At 45.9% G+C, this 16,837-nt stretch carries 10 protein-coding genes, 1 tRNA gene and 1 pseudogene; 1 reads left to right on the forward strand and 11 read right to left on the reverse strand.

The window, feature by feature from the left end; translation table 11 throughout:
- Window positions 1–9: 9 nt before the first annotated feature.
- On the forward strand, window positions 10–2,610 hold the full coding sequence (locus tag JIE71_RS08295; RefSeq protein WP_199508256.1) for a penicillin-binding protein 1A: 2,601 nt from the start codon (window positions 10–12) through the stop codon (window positions 2,608–2,610).
- 94 nt (window positions 2,611–2,704) lie between these two features.
- Here JIE71_RS08295 and JIE71_RS08300 read toward each other — a convergent pair whose 3' ends face one another.
- The 11 genes and pseudogenes from JIE71_RS08300 to tuf form a co-directional block, all read right to left on the reverse strand.
- Window positions 2,705–3,220 carry a DUF6586 family protein gene (locus JIE71_RS08300; protein WP_199508257.1) on the reverse strand — a complete coding sequence of 172 codons (516 nt, stop codon included), beginning with the start codon at window positions 3,218–3,220 and terminating at the stop codon, window positions 2,705–2,707.
- A 143-nt stretch (window positions 3,221–3,363) separates the two neighbouring features.
- Complete coding sequence (gene rpoC / locus JIE71_RS08305; protein ID WP_199508258.1) at window positions 3,364–7,584, reverse strand: DNA-directed RNA polymerase subunit beta'; 4,221 nt, start codon at window positions 7,582–7,584, stop codon at window positions 3,364–3,366.
- Between the two features lie 159 nt (window positions 7,585–7,743).
- Entirely contained in the window at window positions 7,744–11,850 is a 4,107-nt protein-coding gene (gene rpoB, locus JIE71_RS08310; RefSeq protein WP_199508259.1) for a DNA-directed RNA polymerase subunit beta, read from the reverse strand.
- Between the two features lie 621 nt (window positions 11,851–12,471).
- Window positions 12,472–12,846 carry a 50S ribosomal protein L7/L12 gene (gene rplL / locus JIE71_RS08315; protein WP_199508260.1) on the reverse strand — a complete coding sequence of 125 codons (375 nt, stop codon included), beginning with the start codon at window positions 12,844–12,846 and terminating at the stop codon, window positions 12,472–12,474.
- A gap of 114 nt (window positions 12,847–12,960) precedes the next feature.
- Window positions 12,961–13,488 (reverse strand): 50S ribosomal protein L10, encoded by a 528-nt coding sequence (rplJ, locus tag JIE71_RS08320; protein WP_199508261.1) that lies wholly within the window; start codon window positions 13,486–13,488, stop codon window positions 12,961–12,963.
- Between the two features lie 359 nt (window positions 13,489–13,847).
- Window positions 13,848–14,549 carry a 50S ribosomal protein L1 gene (gene rplA / locus JIE71_RS08325; RefSeq protein WP_199508262.1) on the reverse strand — a complete coding sequence of 234 codons (702 nt, stop codon included), beginning with the start codon at window positions 14,547–14,549 and terminating at the stop codon, window positions 13,848–13,850.
- Entirely contained in the window at window positions 14,549–14,980 is a 432-nt protein-coding gene (gene rplK / locus JIE71_RS08330) for a 50S ribosomal protein L11 (RefSeq protein ID WP_199508263.1), read from the reverse strand. Before rplK ends, rplA begins: the two co-directional genes overlap by 1 nt.
- A gap of 77 nt (window positions 14,981–15,057) precedes the next feature.
- Window positions 15,058–15,588 carry a transcription termination/antitermination protein NusG gene (nusG, locus tag JIE71_RS08335; protein WP_199508264.1) on the reverse strand — a complete coding sequence of 177 codons (531 nt, stop codon included), beginning with the start codon at window positions 15,586–15,588 and terminating at the stop codon, window positions 15,058–15,060.
- 77 nt (window positions 15,589–15,665) lie between these two features.
- Window positions 15,666–16,151: a preprotein translocase subunit SecE gene (secE, locus tag JIE71_RS08340; RefSeq protein ID WP_199508265.1), complete on the reverse strand. Its 486-nt coding sequence runs from the start codon at window positions 16,149–16,151 to the stop codon at window positions 15,666–15,668.
- Window positions 16,152–16,203: 52 nt separating this feature from the next.
- A tRNA-Trp gene (locus JIE71_RS08345) sits at window positions 16,204–16,279 on the reverse strand.
- Between the two features lie 362 nt (window positions 16,280–16,641).
- Window positions 16,642–16,837, reverse strand: a pseudogene (tuf, locus tag JIE71_RS08350) (elongation factor Tu); the annotation flags it as partial.

Raw genomic sequence — 16,837 nt, forward strand, 5'->3', positions numbered from 1 at the left:
AGTCTCATTATGGCCGAAACAAAAGTACCCGTTCATTTTATTCATTACTTTGTGAGACTTGTGGTTGCCTGTCTTGCGTTAGTGATTGTACTTGCGCTTGTTGTGCCCATAGGGTTTTATAGTATGGCGATGTACTTGGCGCCTACTTTGCCAAGTATGCAAGAGATTCAGACCGCCAGCTTGGAGATGCCCTTACAAATATACAGTAAGGATGACAAGCTGATTGGACAGTACGGCAATCGCATGTCTTTGCCTGTGACTTATGACGAGATTCCAACAGATTTAACGCATGCTTTTTTGGCTGCAGAAGACGCTTCTTTTTTTCAACACAGCGGCATCAGTATTAAAGGGTTGGGTCGTGCGGTCACTGAAGTGGTTACTGACGATGAAGGGCAAACGGGTGGCTCCACCATTACCATGCAGGTCGCCAAAAATTACTTTTTAAGCCCAGAGCGTACTTTAAATCGCAAACTGACCGAACTGTTTGTAGCACGCAAAATGGAAGATGAACTGACCAAAGATGAAATCTTGACCCTGTATGTCAATAAGATTTATCTCGGTGAAGGGGCATATGGTATCCGCGCCGCTGCCAAAAAGTATTACAGCAAATCGCTTGATAAGCTCACCATCGCTGAAATGGCGATGCTGGCAGGTCTGCCAAAAGCGCCTTCTAAATACAATCCTGTTGCCAATCCTGAGCGTGCAATGACACGTCGCAACTGGATTATCGGCCGCATGCATGAGCTGGGTTACATTACAGATGCACAGTATAAAGAAGCCATCAACGCCCCTATCGGTTTGAATCTGTATCAAGAAAAGCTGGATGTCAATATGCCATATCTGGCAGAGATGACGCGCTATGCTTTGGTAAACCGTTATGGTGAAAAGGTGTTGAATGCAGGTTGGCGCGTGCGTTTAACTGTAGATAGTAAGCAACAAACTGCCGCAGAATCAGCAGTATTAAAAGGTCTGATTGCCTATGACCATCGTCACGGCTGGCGCGGCGCAGAAGCAAATGACAAACCTTTAAGCGATTTTCGCATTTATGGCGGTATGTATCCTGCCCGCGTGGATAAGGTTAATAGCCGCAGTTTTGAAGCCACCTTGGCTTCTGGTAGAAAAGTGACTGTGCCATGGTCTGGTATCAGCTGGGCACGCAAACACATATCAGCTGACCGCGTAGGCTATTATCCTAGCAATGCTTCTCAAGTGGTCAGTGAAAAAGATATCGTTCGTTTGGTCACAACCAAAAATGGCAACTGGCAATTGGCGCAGCTGCCCCAAGTACAGGGCAGCTTGGTCTCTTTAAACCCAGATACTGGCGCATTGAATGCTTTGATTGGTGGTTTTGATTATAACCGCAGTAAGTTTAACCGCGCTTTGCAAGGGTGGCGTCAGCCTGGCTCAACCATCAAACCACTTATTTATACCACCGCTTTAGAAAAAGGTTATCGCCCTGATAGTATTGTCTCTGACAGTCCCATTCAAGTAGGCGATTGGCAACCTAAAAACTCTGATGGTCGTTTCTTGGGCAATATTACCTTGCGCCGTGGTCTGTACCTATCACGCAACCTTGTGTCTATTCGTTTGTTACAAGCAGTAGGTATTTCAGATGCGCGCGACTTACTTGACCAATTTGGTTTGGATAAGGAAAAGCTGCCTACCACTCTATCACTCGCGCTGGGTACGGGTCAGGCAACCCCGCTACAAATGGCAACGGCGTATGCGACCTTTGCCAATGGTGGACATCGCGTTCAACCCTACTTTATTGACCATATTTACAACTACCAAAACGAGCTATTATTTCAAGCCAACCCGCAGCAAGCCTGCGCCAAATGCTTTAATGAACAAATTGATGCAGACAAGCAAGCAGAGCAAAAAAGATTGGCTGCTGAAGCAGAAAACGCTGAAAATAAAGCTACAGAAGAAACGTCAGAGACCGAAGAAACAGCCGCTGAACGCGAACGCCTACAAACATATGACGCTAGCCCAGTGGCTGACCGTCTGAACGCACCAAAACCAACGCCTCTCTACGCTGAGCAAGCACCGCGTATCTTAAAGCCGCAAGTCGCTTATGATATGGCGAGTATTTTACGTGATGTGGTACGCCATGGTACCGCAGTACGTGCCCGTGCGCTCGGTCGTGATGACATTGGTGGTAAAACGGGGACAACCAACGAAGCCAAAGATGCATGGTTTGCAGGCTTTCACCCGACCAATGCTACTGTAGTATGGATGGGTTTTGACCAGCCGACCACCATGGGTCGCCACGAGTATGGCGGCGTTGCTGCCCTGCCTGTATGGATTGATTTTATGCGGACAGCATTAAAAGATACGCCAGCGCAGTGGGTCTCTTTAAATAACCGTGCCAAGTCAGAGCAACAAGAGGCACAGGTGATTGAGCTGACCAATAAAACCACAAGCAATGCACGTGCCGCCAATGTTCCTGCACAAAATAAAAAGCCTGTCACGCCAGTCACTCAACGTCGTCCGCTACCTGAGCCTGTTACAAGTAACACGCTTGAGGAAGCGACCAATACCAGCAGTATTGGTAGTACGCAACCTCTAGTGACCACAACAGCACAAGAAATCCCACCAATGCCCGAATGATATACCCCTAAGATAAAAAAGCTTACATCAAACGTAAGCTTTTTTTATGTCTATTAGGGCGTGTTTTCAATGCAAACGCTTATAGCTAAATGGGCTAATAACTTTGCATGCCCTCGCGCAAATTATCAATCAGCTCAAGCAGCTGTTGTCGCCACTCGCGGATACTGTTGTCATCAGGCAGCCAGCTATTAGACAGTGTCACCACGTTTATTACGATATCTTTGTCTTGTGTTTTTGGTGTCACCTGCTGCGCCCCATCGTACCCTGACTGTAAGCAGCGCTCATAAGCATGCACAATATCTGCTAAAAATCCTGCTTCTTTTAATTGCTGCAAGCGGTTTATCTCAGGTGAGATTTGCGTACGCGCTGCTAACGCAGACTCAATCGCTTCAATACTCGGTGTGCCCAGTGACACATCATAATATTGACCCAGCTCCTGCAAAAAAGCCAAAAACGTACCATATAAATGGAAAATTGCATTTTCACAATGTGCTTGATACAGCTGTTTGTCTGCCGTACCATCAGCTGCTTGGCAAGCCAAACGACAAAAATACAGCTTTTGATTGGTACGCTCTCTGTGGTACTGCGCGGCAGGATTGGTTTTAGCCATATCGCCTCCTTGTGTTATGACCGGTAGCTACATATAGGTTGTAGCAAAGAAAATATCTGACAGACATCATAGCACGCCTTGATAGACAATAAAAAAGCCAGCACGGTGGCTGGCTTTTTTTAATACAAAATAATACGAGATGATTACTGGCTGTCTTGGTTCAACTCTTGAGCAAAGGCTTCATCAAAGCTGGCAAAATCTTTGCTATCTGTCGTTGCAGACATATCAAAGGCAGCGCTCAAGTCGTTATCGCTAAAGTTCTCTTCAGCTTTCTCTTTACGCGCATTGTGATATGCCAAACCAGTACCAGCAGGGATCAAACGACCAACCACGACGTTTTCTTTCAAGCCGCGTAGGTCATCAATCTTACCAGTGACCGCTGCTGCTGTCAGTACGCGCGTGGTTTCTTGGAATGATGCCGCTGAGATAAAGCTCTCAGTTGCCAAGCTGGCTTTGGTGATACCCAATAATTGACGCTCATACTGTACTGGGAATTTACCCTCTGCTTCTAGCTTCTCATTCAAGGCTTTCACATCAGCGTATTCCACCTGATCACCTTTGAAGTGGCTTGAGTCGCCGCCATCGGTAATCTCAACTTTACGCAGCATCTGACGGATGATGACCTCGATGTGCTTGTCGTTGATTTTTACACCCTGCAAGCGGTAAACGTCCTGTACTTCGTTGACGATGTAGTTTGCCAGTGCCGTCTCGCCTTTTAGACGTAAAATATCGTGCGGGTTTTGTGGACCATCAGCGATGACCTCACCGCGCTCAACGGTTTCGTTTTCAAAGACGTTGATCTGACGCCATTTTGGAATCAGCTCTTCGTGCGTCTCGCCGTCTTCATTGGTAATAATAAAGCGGTTTTTACCTTTGGTTTCTTTACCAAAGCTTACGACACCTGTCATCTCTGCCATAATCGCATGGTCTTTCGGACGACGTGCTTCAAACAAGTCAGCAACACGTGGTAGACCACCAGTAATATCTTTGGTACCTGATGACGCTTGTGGTACGCGGCCTAATACCGAACCTGCAGCAATGTTTTCACCATCGCTCACGCGGATTACCGTCTCAGCAGGTAAGAAGTAAACCACTTCTTTGCCTTCATCAGTCGTCAAGATAATCGCTGGACGCAAGTCTTTTGCAGCGCTTGAACGGTCACGCGTGGCTAGAATCTCAAATGAGCTCATACCTGTCGCTTCGTCCATCTTAACGGTTGCAGTCAAGCCATCAGTGATGTCACTAAAGCGTGCTTTACCCGCGAATTCTGTGATAATTGGGTGCGTGTGCGGATCCCATTTGGCGATGGTTTGACCGCCGTCCACATTGTCGCCATTTTTCACAAGAACGCTTGAACCGTAAGGCACTTTATAACGCTCACGCTCACGACCTAGCTCATCGGTCAACGCAATTTCAGCTGAACGCGATACCACAACCAAGTGACCATCAGTGTGCTCTACGGTCTTCATGTTGTGGAAATGCGCTTGACCAGCGTTACGTACAGAAATGCTGTTATCTACAGATGCAGAACTTGCCGCACCACCAACGTGGAACGTACGCATGGTCAGCTGAGTACCTGGCTCACCGATTGACTGTGCCGCCATAACGCCCACAGACTCACCGATATTCACTTTGTGACCACGAGCCAAGTCACGACCGTAACATTGTGAACAAACGCCATGCGCCACGTCACAAGTAATGACTGAGCGTACCCAAATGTCATCAATCGCATTGTCGTCTAGAATCTGTACCCACTGCTCATCAATCAACGTACCTGCTGGAATCAAGACTTTGCTTGCGTCATCATTGTACGTCACATCACGCGCCGTCACACGACCCAGTACTAAGTCGCCAAGCTTCTCAATGATCTCGCCACCTTGGATATGCGGGGTCATGAGTATGCCTTGATCGGTACCACAATCATCAGTGGTGATGACCAAATCTTGCGCCACATCAACCAAACGACGAGTCAGATAACCTGAGTTCGCAGTTTTTAGAGCGGTATCGGCCAAACCTTTACGCGCACCGTGCGTTGAGATGAAGTACTGAAGTACGGTCAAGCCTTCACGGAAGTTCGCTTTAATTGGTGTCTCAATAATTGAGCCGTCTGGTTTTGCCATCAGACCACGCATACCAGCAAGCTGACGAATCTGCGCGGCACTACCACGAGCGCCTGAGTCTGACATGATAAAGATAGAGTTAAATGATTTTTGCTCTTCTTCATCACCTTTTGCGTTGGTGACTTTGTCCGTCGCCAAGTTGTCCATCATCGCTTTAGCAACTTTATCGTTGGTACGTGACCAAATATCGACAACTTTGTTATAGCGCTCACCCGCAGTTACGAAACCTTGTTCGAACTGGTCTTCAATCTCACGTACTTCAGCGTCAGCCGCGTCAATGATTTGCTTTTTCAGCGGCGGAATGACCATGTCTTCGATACCGATAGACACACCTGACAATGTCGCTTGCGCAAAACCAAGATACATCAGTTGGTCAGCAAACATAACGCTGTCTTTTACGCCAAGTTTACGATAGCAAGAGTTAATCAAACGAGAGATGTTTTTCTTGGTCATCTCTTGGTTGCACTCTTCAAACGTCATACCTTTTGGCATAACATTCCAAATCAGCAAACGACCTGCTACGGTTTCTTTTAAGCTGGTGGTTTGCGTCTCGTTGCCGTCTTCATCAAACAAGACTTCAGTCACACGCACTTTAATTTTGGCGTTAACATGTAAGTCATTTGAACCAATGGCACGTAATGCTTCATTGGTTGACGAGAAAATCATGCCTTCGCCTTTAGCATTGATTGATGAGCGGCTGATGTAGTACAGACCCAGTACAACGTCTTGAGACGGTACGATGATCGGATCACCGTTCGCTGGTGACAAGATGTTGTTGGTCGACATCATCAAGGCGCGTGATTCTAGCTGCGCTTCTAGGGTCAATGGTACGTGTACTGCCATTTGGTCACCGTCAAAGTCGGCGTTAAACGCGGTACATACCAATGGGTGCAACTGAATCGCTTTACCTTCAATCAATACAGGTTCAAACGCTTGCAGACCCAAACGGTGCAAGGTTGGTGCACGGTTTAGCAGCACGGGGTGTTCGCGAATAACCATCGCTAGCATATCCCATACTTGTGGCTCTTCACGCTCAACCATTTTCTTCGCCGCTTTGATGGTGGTTGCCATACCATGCGATAGAAGTTTTGAGTAGGTGAACGGCTTGAACAGCTCAAGTGCCATTTTTTTAGGCAGACCACACTGATGCAGACGTAGGGTTGGACCCACAACAATCACCGAACGACCAGAGTAGTCCACACGCTTACCCAAAAGGTTCTGACGGAAACGACCTTGCTTACCTTTGATCATATCAGCCAGTGATTTTAGTGGGCGCTTGTTACTGCCAGTGATGGCGCGGCCACGACGACCATTGTCTAGTAGGGCATCGACCGACTCTTGCAGCATACGCTTTTCGTTACGTACGATGATGTCAGGTGCGCTCAGCTCAAGCAGACGCTTTAGACGGTTGTTACGGTTGATGACGCGGCGATACAAGTCGTTCAAATCAGACGTGGCAAAACGTCCGCCTTCAAGCGGTACAAGTGGACGCAAATCAGGTGGCAAGACTGGCAAAATGGTCATGACCATCCACTCAGGCTTGTTGTTTGAGTCACGGAACGCTTCAAGCAATTTTAGACGCTTTGACATCTTTTTAAGCTTGGTTTCAGAACCAGTTTGCGGAATCGCTTCACGCAGCTCGTCAATTTCAACATCGATATCGATGTCTTTTAACAAGTCTTGAACCGCTTCAGCACCCATTTTGGCAACGAATTCATCGCCAAACTCTTCTAGCGCTTTAAAGTAATCTTCGTCATCTAGCAGCTGGTACTTTTCAAGACTGGTCATGCCAGGCTCGGTCACGATGTAGCTTTCAAAGTACAATACGCGCTCGATGTCACGTAGCGTCATGTCAAGCAGTAGACCAATGCGGCTTGGTAGTGATTTTAAGAACCAAATATGTGCCACTGGGCTTGCTAGGTCAATATGACCCATACGGTCACGACGTACTTTTGCAGTGGTGACTTCTACGCCACACTTTTCACAAATCACGCCTTGGAACTTGCGGCGCTTGTATTTACCACACAGACACTCAAAGTCTTTTACTGGACCAAAGATTTTGGCACAAAACAGACCATCACGCTCAGGCTTGAACGTACGGTAGTTGATGGTTTCAGGTTTTTTAACTTCACCATGTGACCATGACTTGATGGTGTCTGGTGAAGCAAGCGTAATTTGAATACTGTCAAATTCACGGCTGCCGTTGCCGGCAGGGCTTTGCATAATATCGAGTAAGTCTTTCAAGTTGCTTCTCCGTTATCTTTATAATCCTCTGATGGCTTGCGATAAGCTTACCAGACGACTGAAGGCAATGCATAAGAATGAGATAAACCACCAAAAGCAGCCGCGTGTGCGCACTGCTTTGGTGTGACCGTTAAGGCGATATCAAATAACGATAGCGGCTTAGTGGGTCTCTTTTAGCTCAATATTAATACCTAGTGATTTGATTTCTTTGGTCAATACGTTGAACGACTCAGGCATGCCTGGATCCATGTATTGCTCGCCATCGACGATGTTTTTGTACATGCGCGTACGACCTTCAACATCATCCGACTTCACTGTGAGCATCTCTTGCAAGGTGTAGGTTGCACCGTATGCTTCTAGCGCCCACACTTCCATCTCACCAAAGCGCTGACCACCGAACTGAGCTTTACCACCCAATGGCTGCTGCGTAACCAGTGAATAAGAACCAGTTGAACGGGCGTGCATTTTGTCATCGACCAAGTGGTTCAATTTGAGCATGTACATGTAACCGACCGTCACTTTACGGTCAAACTTCTGACCGGTACGACCATCATACAATACCTGCTGACCATCTCTATCAAGACCTGCAAGCTCAAGCAACTCTTTCACTTGCTCTTCACGTGCGCCATCAAATACAGCGGTACCCATAGGCACACCACCACGTAGGTTGCCTGCAAGCGCTAAAATGTCATCATCACTTAGGCTGTCAAGATCAACGCGCTCGCCGCCGACTTGGTTATAAATCTTGTCTAAGAACTCGCGCAGCTCATTGATGGCCGCTTGTGCTTTTAGCATGTTGTCGATTTTTTCGCCCAAGCCTTTGGCTGCCATACCCAAATGCGTCTCAAGTACCTGACCGATGTTCATACGTGATGGTACACCCAGTGGGTTCAAGACGATGTCAACAGGGTTGCCGTTCTCATCGTATGGCATGTCTTCTACAGGCATGATGCGTGAGACAACACCTTTGTTACCGTGACGACCCGCCATCTTATCACCAGGCTGGATGCGACGTTTTACGGCCAAGTAGACTTTCACAATCTTCTGTACGCCGTGCGCCAAATCATCGCCAGCAGTCAGCTTGCGTTTTTTCTCAGCGAACTTGGTGTCGATGTCTTTTTGCTTATCGACCAAGTAATCTGAGATTTGCGTCAAGCGCTCTGAGATTTCTTCTTCGACAGGCTGGATGTCCAGCAAAGTCTCAAGCGTCATGTCTTTCATGTCTGCCGCTGACACGACGGTACCCGCTTTTAGACCCGCGCCGCCGCTGACTTTTTGACCGTCTAGCAAGTTGCTGATACGACCACGTGCTGCTTCTTCAAAAATACGCAGCTCTTCTTTTAAATCTTTGCGATAGCTGTCCAGCTGTGATTTTTCGATAGAGCGCGCACGGGCGTCTTTTTCTACGCCATCACGAGTGAAGACCTGCACGTCGATAACCGTACCTTTACTTGAGGTCGGTACACGTAGTGAGGTGTCTTTCACGTCCGCGGCCTTCTCACCGAAGATAGCACGCAGTAGCTTTTCTTCTGGCGTTAGCTGCGTTTCACCTTTTGGCGTCACTTTACCAACCAAGATATCGCCTGCATCGACTTCAGCACCGATGTATACGATACCCGCTTCGTCTAGGTTAGACAGTGCAGCTTCACCAACGTTTGGAATATCGGCAGTGATTTCTTCTTGACCCAATTTGGTATCACGCGCCACACAGGTCAGTTCCTGAATGTGGATAGTGGTAAAGCGATCTTCTTTTACCACACGCTCTGATAGGAGGATTGAATCCTCGAAGTTATAACCGTTCCAAGGCATGAACGCCACACGCATGTTCTGACCCAGTGCCAATTCGCCCAAATCGGTTGATGGACCATCAGCTAGGATATCGCCTGAGGCAATTTCATCACCTTGGTTGACGATAATGCGCTGGTTAATACAGGTGTTTTGGTTCGAACGCGTGTATTTGATTAGGTTGTAGATATCAATACCCGCTTCACCTGCCGTCATCTCGTCTTCATGTACACGAACGACGATACGTGACGCATCAACGTCTTCAATCACACCACCACGCTTAGCAATCACACACACACCAGAGTCACGTGCAACGTGACGCTCCATGCCTGTACCCACAAGTGGTTTGTCAGCACGTAGGGTTGGTACGGCCTGACGCTGCATGTTCGAGCCCATCAAGGCACGGTTAGCATCATCGTGCTCTAGGAATGGAATCAAGCTTGCAGCAACTGAAACAACCTGACTTGGTGACACATCCATATGCGTGACTTTTTCAGCAGGCATACGCACGAATTCACCGTAGCTACGTACACTGATCATCTCTTCGCTCAGCTCGCCGTCTTCGTTCATTGGCGAGTCAGCCTGTGCGATGACCGTACCGACTTCTTCAATCGCTGATAGATATTCAACGGTATCAGTTACTTTACCATCTACAACGCGGCGGTATGGAGTCTCTAGGAAACCAAAGCTGTTGGTCTTCGCAAATACCGCTAGCGAGTTAATCAAACCAATGTTTGGACCTTCAGGCGTCTCAATCGGACACACACGACCATAATGAGTATCGTGTACGTCACGTACTTCAAAGCCTGCACGCTCACGCGTTAGACCACCTGGGCCCAGTGCTGATACACGGCGCTTATGGGTAATCTCAGACAACGGGTTGTTCTGATCCATAAACTGTGACAACTGGCTTGAGCCAAAGAATTCTTTAACTGCAGCAGCAACAGGTTTTGAGTTGATCAAATCTTGCGGCGATAGATTGTCAGATTCAGCTGAACTTAGACGCTCTTTTACTGCACGCTCAACACGTACCAGACCCACGCGGAATTGATTTTCTGCCATCTCGCCCACTGAACGAATACGGCGGTTACCCAAGTGATCGATATCATCGACTTCACCACGACCGTTACGAATCTCAATCAGCTCTTTTAGCACATTAATGATGTCATCATTGGTCAGTACACTGCGCTCGCGCTGTACGTCTGGATCATCGGTATTTTCAAACGGTAGACCTAGACGACGGTTGAACTTCATACGACCGACGTTAGACAAGTCATAACGATCTGCGTTAAAGAACATGCTCTCAAACAGCTTTTCAGCAGTATCGACGGTTGGTGGCTCACCTGGACGCATGACTTTGTAGATTTCGATCAGTGCTTCTTCACGGCTTGAGGTAGTATCAGCACGCAAAGTATCGGCAATATAAGTACCTTGGTCGATATCGTTGGTGAACAGAATGCTGATTTCTTTAATATCAGTATTGCTTAGCTTGACCAATAATTCATGGTCAATTAGCGTATTGGCACGGGCGATGACTTCATCATCTACCACGATATCTTCTGCCAAGATACGCTCGTATAGGTACTCATCAGGCACAGCAATCTTGGTCATGCCCGCTTCTTCAAGCTGGCGGATACGGCGAGCATTGATACGCTTGCCTTGTTCAACAATCACATCGCCATCAGGTGATACGATGTCAAACTGCGCCATCTCACCACGTAGACGGTCGGCAACCAGATCAATCTCAAACTGCTCTTCGCCTTTATAAACTGCCACTTTATCAAAGAAAATATCCAAGATTTCAGCAGTTTCAAGACCCAAGGCACGCAAAATAATAGATGCCAATAGTTTACGGCGACGGTCAATACGTGCAAATACCAAGTCTTTGGCATCAAATTCAAAGTCAAGCCATGAGCCACGGTAAGGGATAATACGTGCGTTGTACAGCACCTTACCACTTGAATGTGACTTACCTTTGTCATGGTCAAAGAAAACGCCAGGTGAACGGTGAAGCTGTGATACGATGACACGCTCAGTACCATTGATAATAAAGGTACCATTGTCGGTCATTAATGGGATTTCACCCATGTATACGCTTTGCTCACGGATATCTTTGATCGCCGCTTTGCTGTCTTTGTCCTTGCTGTCTTTATCTTTGATAATCAAGCGGATTTTGACACGCATTGGCGCTGCAAAAGTTGAACCGCGTAAAATACATTCACGCTCATCAAACTCAGGCGTACCTAAATGATATTCCACAAACTGCAACTCAGCATTGCCTGAGTGACTTTCGATAGGGAAAATAGAAGAAAACGCAGCTTGTAAACCAATATTCTCACGAGCTTTCGGCTTTTTGTGCTCTTGCAAAAAGTGCTCATAAGAATCTACCTGAATAGACAACAGATAAGGAATGTCCATTACAGTGGGCAATTCGGCAAAACTTTTGCGAATACGCTTTTTTTCAGTATAAGAATATGCCATCGAGAGTCCTTACAGTAGACGTGAAAACAAATTGAAAGCGTGACCGGTTTGCATAGAGACCATAGGTGCTATACAAATTTGGTAACGTAGACGATAATAAAAGAAACCTCGGCTGTAATCACAACCGTTACTTAGTAATATTTACCTATGACAACAACCTATAATCGACTATAGAAGCAAGCTTCTCGGGTCTTAGTCCAAAATTTATGTCACTTTATAAAAAATACTCAATCATATCCTGATTTTAGTTTGCTGTCTTTAGTCATCTACAGCCTAGATACCAAATGATACCGTCAGTGAACTATACTGTGTATGACCCTGCACCAACAGTACAATCATGCTAAGGGAATCAATATGGGTTAGAAACAATATTAACGTTGTCGTTAATGGAAAAGCGCACAGACACGAAAAAATGCCAAACATCCTATGACGTTTAGCTCATCGTCTTTAATAGTCAAACACTGGCTTTTTTGCGTGCATGTATATCGTCTGTCCTTTTGATGGGTATCCACCGTTAATGCATACGAATGTTGGCAGACACAAAAGGTCAAGCTGATGATTATAATAAAAAAAAGCTGATAATGCAAGGCATTACCAGCTCTTTTTATAGCGCTGTTAAACTTATTTTAGTTCAACAGAAGCACCAGCTTCTTCAAGTTTCTTCTTCAACTCTTCAGCTTCAGCTTTAGATGCGCCTTCTTTAATTGGAGCAGGAGCGCCTTCAACTAGGTCTTTAGCTTCTTTCAAGCCAAGGCCAGTAGCTTCACGTACAGCTTTAATTACTGCAACTTTCTTGTCGCCGAAGCCAGCAAGAATTACGTCAAACTCGTCTTTTTCTTCAGCAGCAGCGCCAGCTTCAGCAGCAGCAGGTGCAGCAGCAACAGCAGCAGCAGCAGTTACGCCGAATTTTTCTTCCATGTCGCTGATTAGTTCAACGATGTCCATTACTGACATTTCAGCGATTGCGTTTAACACATCTTCTTTAGATAGTGCCATGGGAACTCTCCGTTATCTGATAAAAATTAAATGATTTTACTATTGCCTGTAGCCATGCGTAAAAAAGGTTAGCTATGATTACTTGCAATATTAACAAGTGATTACAACAAGCAATTAAGCAGCTTCTTTTGCGTCTTTGACTGCTGCTACGGTGCGAACGAATTTGCCTGGTACTTCTTTCAAAGTACGTGCAAGCTCGGTCACTGGTGCTTTCATGGTTGCCATCAAGATAGCAAGCGCTTCGTCGCGAGTTGGTAGCTTCGATACGCGTTCTAGTTCTTGTGGACCAAATAGTTCACCACCAACTGATACCGCTTTGGTCTCAAGGGCTTTGTTGTCTTTGCTAAATTCGTAAACGATTCTAGCAGCAGAACCCAAATCTTCCATTGAGAATGCCAAAAGCAAAGGACCAGTCAGACTGTCTGACATGCACTCAAACTTTGTGCCTTCAAAAGCACGTTTTGCTAGGGTATTTTTCACAACCTTCAAAACGACACCTTTTTCACGGGCTTGTACACGAAGCTCAGTAAGCTTTGCAACACTAATACCGTGATATTCGGCAGCTACCGCTGAGTAAGCATTAGCAGCAACTTCAGACACTTCAGCCACAACTTGTTGTTTTTGTTCTAGCGTTAATGCCATAAGTTGACTCCTTAATCTTATCAATCATAAAACGAGGCAAGATTACTCACACCCCTGTTCTATCATCGACTTGATACGACACACTATCAGCAATAGTACCAGCTACTGATAGCGACTGATTACGGCACCATTATCAGAATGACGTGAGCTGTAGAACTTATCTATCATCTCTTATCATAAGCTGTTTGGGTCACCGTCTGCGTAGGCCAACCTAGATTTTCATCTGAATCGATTAACAAAAACCGCCCAACCACAAGGGTTGTCCTGTTTTTTACCTACGGTCTTAGACAGCGTAGCGTTCACTACGCTGACCTAATTCATTAAATTCTTTTATCGTTATTGCTTAAATGAGCAATATCTTATTTAGCAACGCGGTATGGTACTGGATCGATAGTCAAACCAGGACCCATGGTGCTAGACAAGGTGATTTTTTTGATGTAAACACCTTTAGAAGTTGCGGGCTTCGCACGCTTAAGATCAGCGATAATCGCTTGTGCGTTTTGCTCAACTTGTTCAGCAGTAAAGCCAACTTGACCGATAGTCGCGTGGATGATACCCGCTTTGTCTACACGATACTGTGCCTGACCTGCTTTGGTGTTTTTAACGGCTTCAGCAACGTTTGGCGTTACGGTACCGACTTTTGGGTTTGGCATTAAGCCACGTGGACCCAAGATAGTACCTAGCTGACCAACAACGCGCATAGCGTCTGGTGCAGCAATAACAACGTCAAAGTCCATGTTGCCAGCTTTGATGCTTTCTGCTAGGTCTTCAAAACCAACGATGTCAGCGCCTGCTTCTTTAGCCGCTTCTGCAGCTGCGCCTTGAGCGAATACAGCGACACGTTTGGTTTTACCAGTACCTGCTGGTAGGTTGGTTGCGCCACGAACGACTTGGTCAGATTTACGTGGGTCAACGCCTAGGTTTACAGCGATATCGATAGACTCTTTGAATTTTACAGGTGGCAAATCGCTTAGGATTTGTACCGCTTCGTCGATAGTGTACTGTTTTTCGCTATCAAAACGACCTTGGATTTCTTTTTGACGTTTGGTTAACTTAGACATTATACACCCTCCACGGTAATACCCATTGAACGAGCAGTACCAGCAATGGTACGAACCGCTGCGTCAAGATCAGCAGCAGTCAAGTCTGCGTCTTTGGTCTTAACGATTTCTTCTAATTGGTCACGAGTTACGCTACCGACTTTAGCAGTGTTTGGCGTACCTGAACCTTTAGCAATACCAGCGGCCTTACGTAGCAAGTATGCTGCTGGTGGCGACTTCATGATAAATGTGAATGATTTATCATTGTATACCGTGATTTCGGTAGGGATTGGCAAGCCTGGCTCTTGGTTAGCAGTCGCAGCGTTGAATTCTTTACAGAACGCCATGATGTTCACACCTTTTTGACCCAATGCTGGACCGATAGGTGGTGATGGGTTTGCTTTACCTGCAGGCACTTGCAGTTTGATGTAACCATCAATCTTCTTAGCCATGATTGTCTCCTAAATGGGTGATAACGCCAGTGATGCACCGTGATGCAGCACAACAGCTCCCCTGTGGTTATGAATATTTAGTCCAGTTTTTCAACTTTACTAAACTCAAGTTCGACCTGAGTGGGTCGATTAAATACGTTTACGGTCAGCTGTAGCTTTGACTTTTCATAGTCGACTTTTTCGACCATACCTTTAAAGTCAGTAAACGGACCGTCAATAACAAGCAGCTCTTCACCTGGCTCAAACAACGTCTTCGGACGTGGGGCAACTTCAGTTTGATTCAAACGGTTTAAGATACGGTCTGCTTCAACTTGGGTAATCGGCGCTGGCGCCTCTGGTGTACCACCAACAAAACCCATGATACGCGGACATTCATTGACAATGTGCCATGTGTCATCGTTCATATCCATTTGGATAAGCACGTAACCTGGGAAAAATTTACGTTCGCTTTTGCGTTTTTTGCCGTCTTTCATTTCGACGACTTCTTCGGTGGGCACTAAAACATCACCAAAAGATTCTGCAAAATCGCTACGCTTAATACGATCAGTTAATGAACGCTGAACTTGTTTTTCATATCCTGAAAACGCTTGGACAATATACCAACGCATGCCACGCTCCTAATCGCTATAAATAAATTTTGAATCAAACGGCTAAATAAGTTGTATCACTCTCTTTACTGGTGGACTTAGCCAATAAACAAGCCCACAAACCAGTTAAAAAAGTTATCTAACAACCAAACAAAGAACCCGACAATGGCAATCACTACGATAACCTGCCAAGTGTACTGTACCGTCTCATCTTTACTCGGCCATGTCACTCGGCGCAATTCAATCACGGCATCTTTTAACAAAATTTTAAAGGCGCGACCCTGATGCGTCATCGCCAAACAAATAAGGGCAAATACAATCAGAGCAACAATAATACCAATACGCACCCATAAATCATTGGCTGCTTGCCAATAACCAGGCAGATATTGATTTACAAGCGTTGCGCCAATCAAAGCAGCAATCGCAATAAGCCACAATACGATATCTTTGGCTGAACTCGTCTTTGCGACTTCAACGGCGCTGGTATTGCTCACATTCTGACGCTTGTTTTTGCTGAGCATTCCGTTAGCAACTGCCTTAGCATCAGATAACTTAGTCTCGAGGTTATCTTGATTATTGCTCATAAAGGACTCGCTTCGGAGATAAAAGAGTACCGCAAAGATATGATATAAAAGATGGCAGGCGATGTAGGACTCGAACCTACAACCCTCGGTTTTGGAGACCGATGCTCTACCAATTGAGCCAATCGCCTATAGATGTTAAAGGACAGCATTATACAATATTTAAATGGCAAATCAAGCCTTTATCGTCATTTTTACTAAAAATTAGGACAATTGCTTATAAATATCTGTGCCAAAAGTGCTGTCTGTCACATGAGGGCATAATATAGCAATCACGATAAAATATTGCAATCTTAAATTATCAATTAATCTGACAGTTTAGATAATTTTTTCTAAATATAAGCGATGAAAAGCACTCATGTGCCCTGTCTTACTCCTAGACTTCATGCTAACATCTAAAACAAGAAGTTAAAGGATAAAATCTCAGCCACAAAAAAAGCCACTCTTGCGAGTGGCTTCTTTTTAGCATTGGTATGCTATAGCAAGTTCAAAATTAGTCTTGAACGTTTGCTACAACACCAGCGCCTACCGTACGGCCGCCTTCACGAATAGCGAAACGTAGGCCTTTGTCCATTGCGATTGGGTGGATTAGCTCTACGCCCATCTCAACGTTATCACCAGGCATTACCATTTCAGTACCGTCTTGTAGCTGGATTGCGCCAGTTACGTCAGTGGTACGGAAGTAGAAC

The organism is Psychrobacter sp. bablab_jr014, from assembly GCF_016464015.1.
Taxonomy (GTDB): Bacteria; Pseudomonadota; Gammaproteobacteria; order Pseudomonadales; family Moraxellaceae; genus Psychrobacter.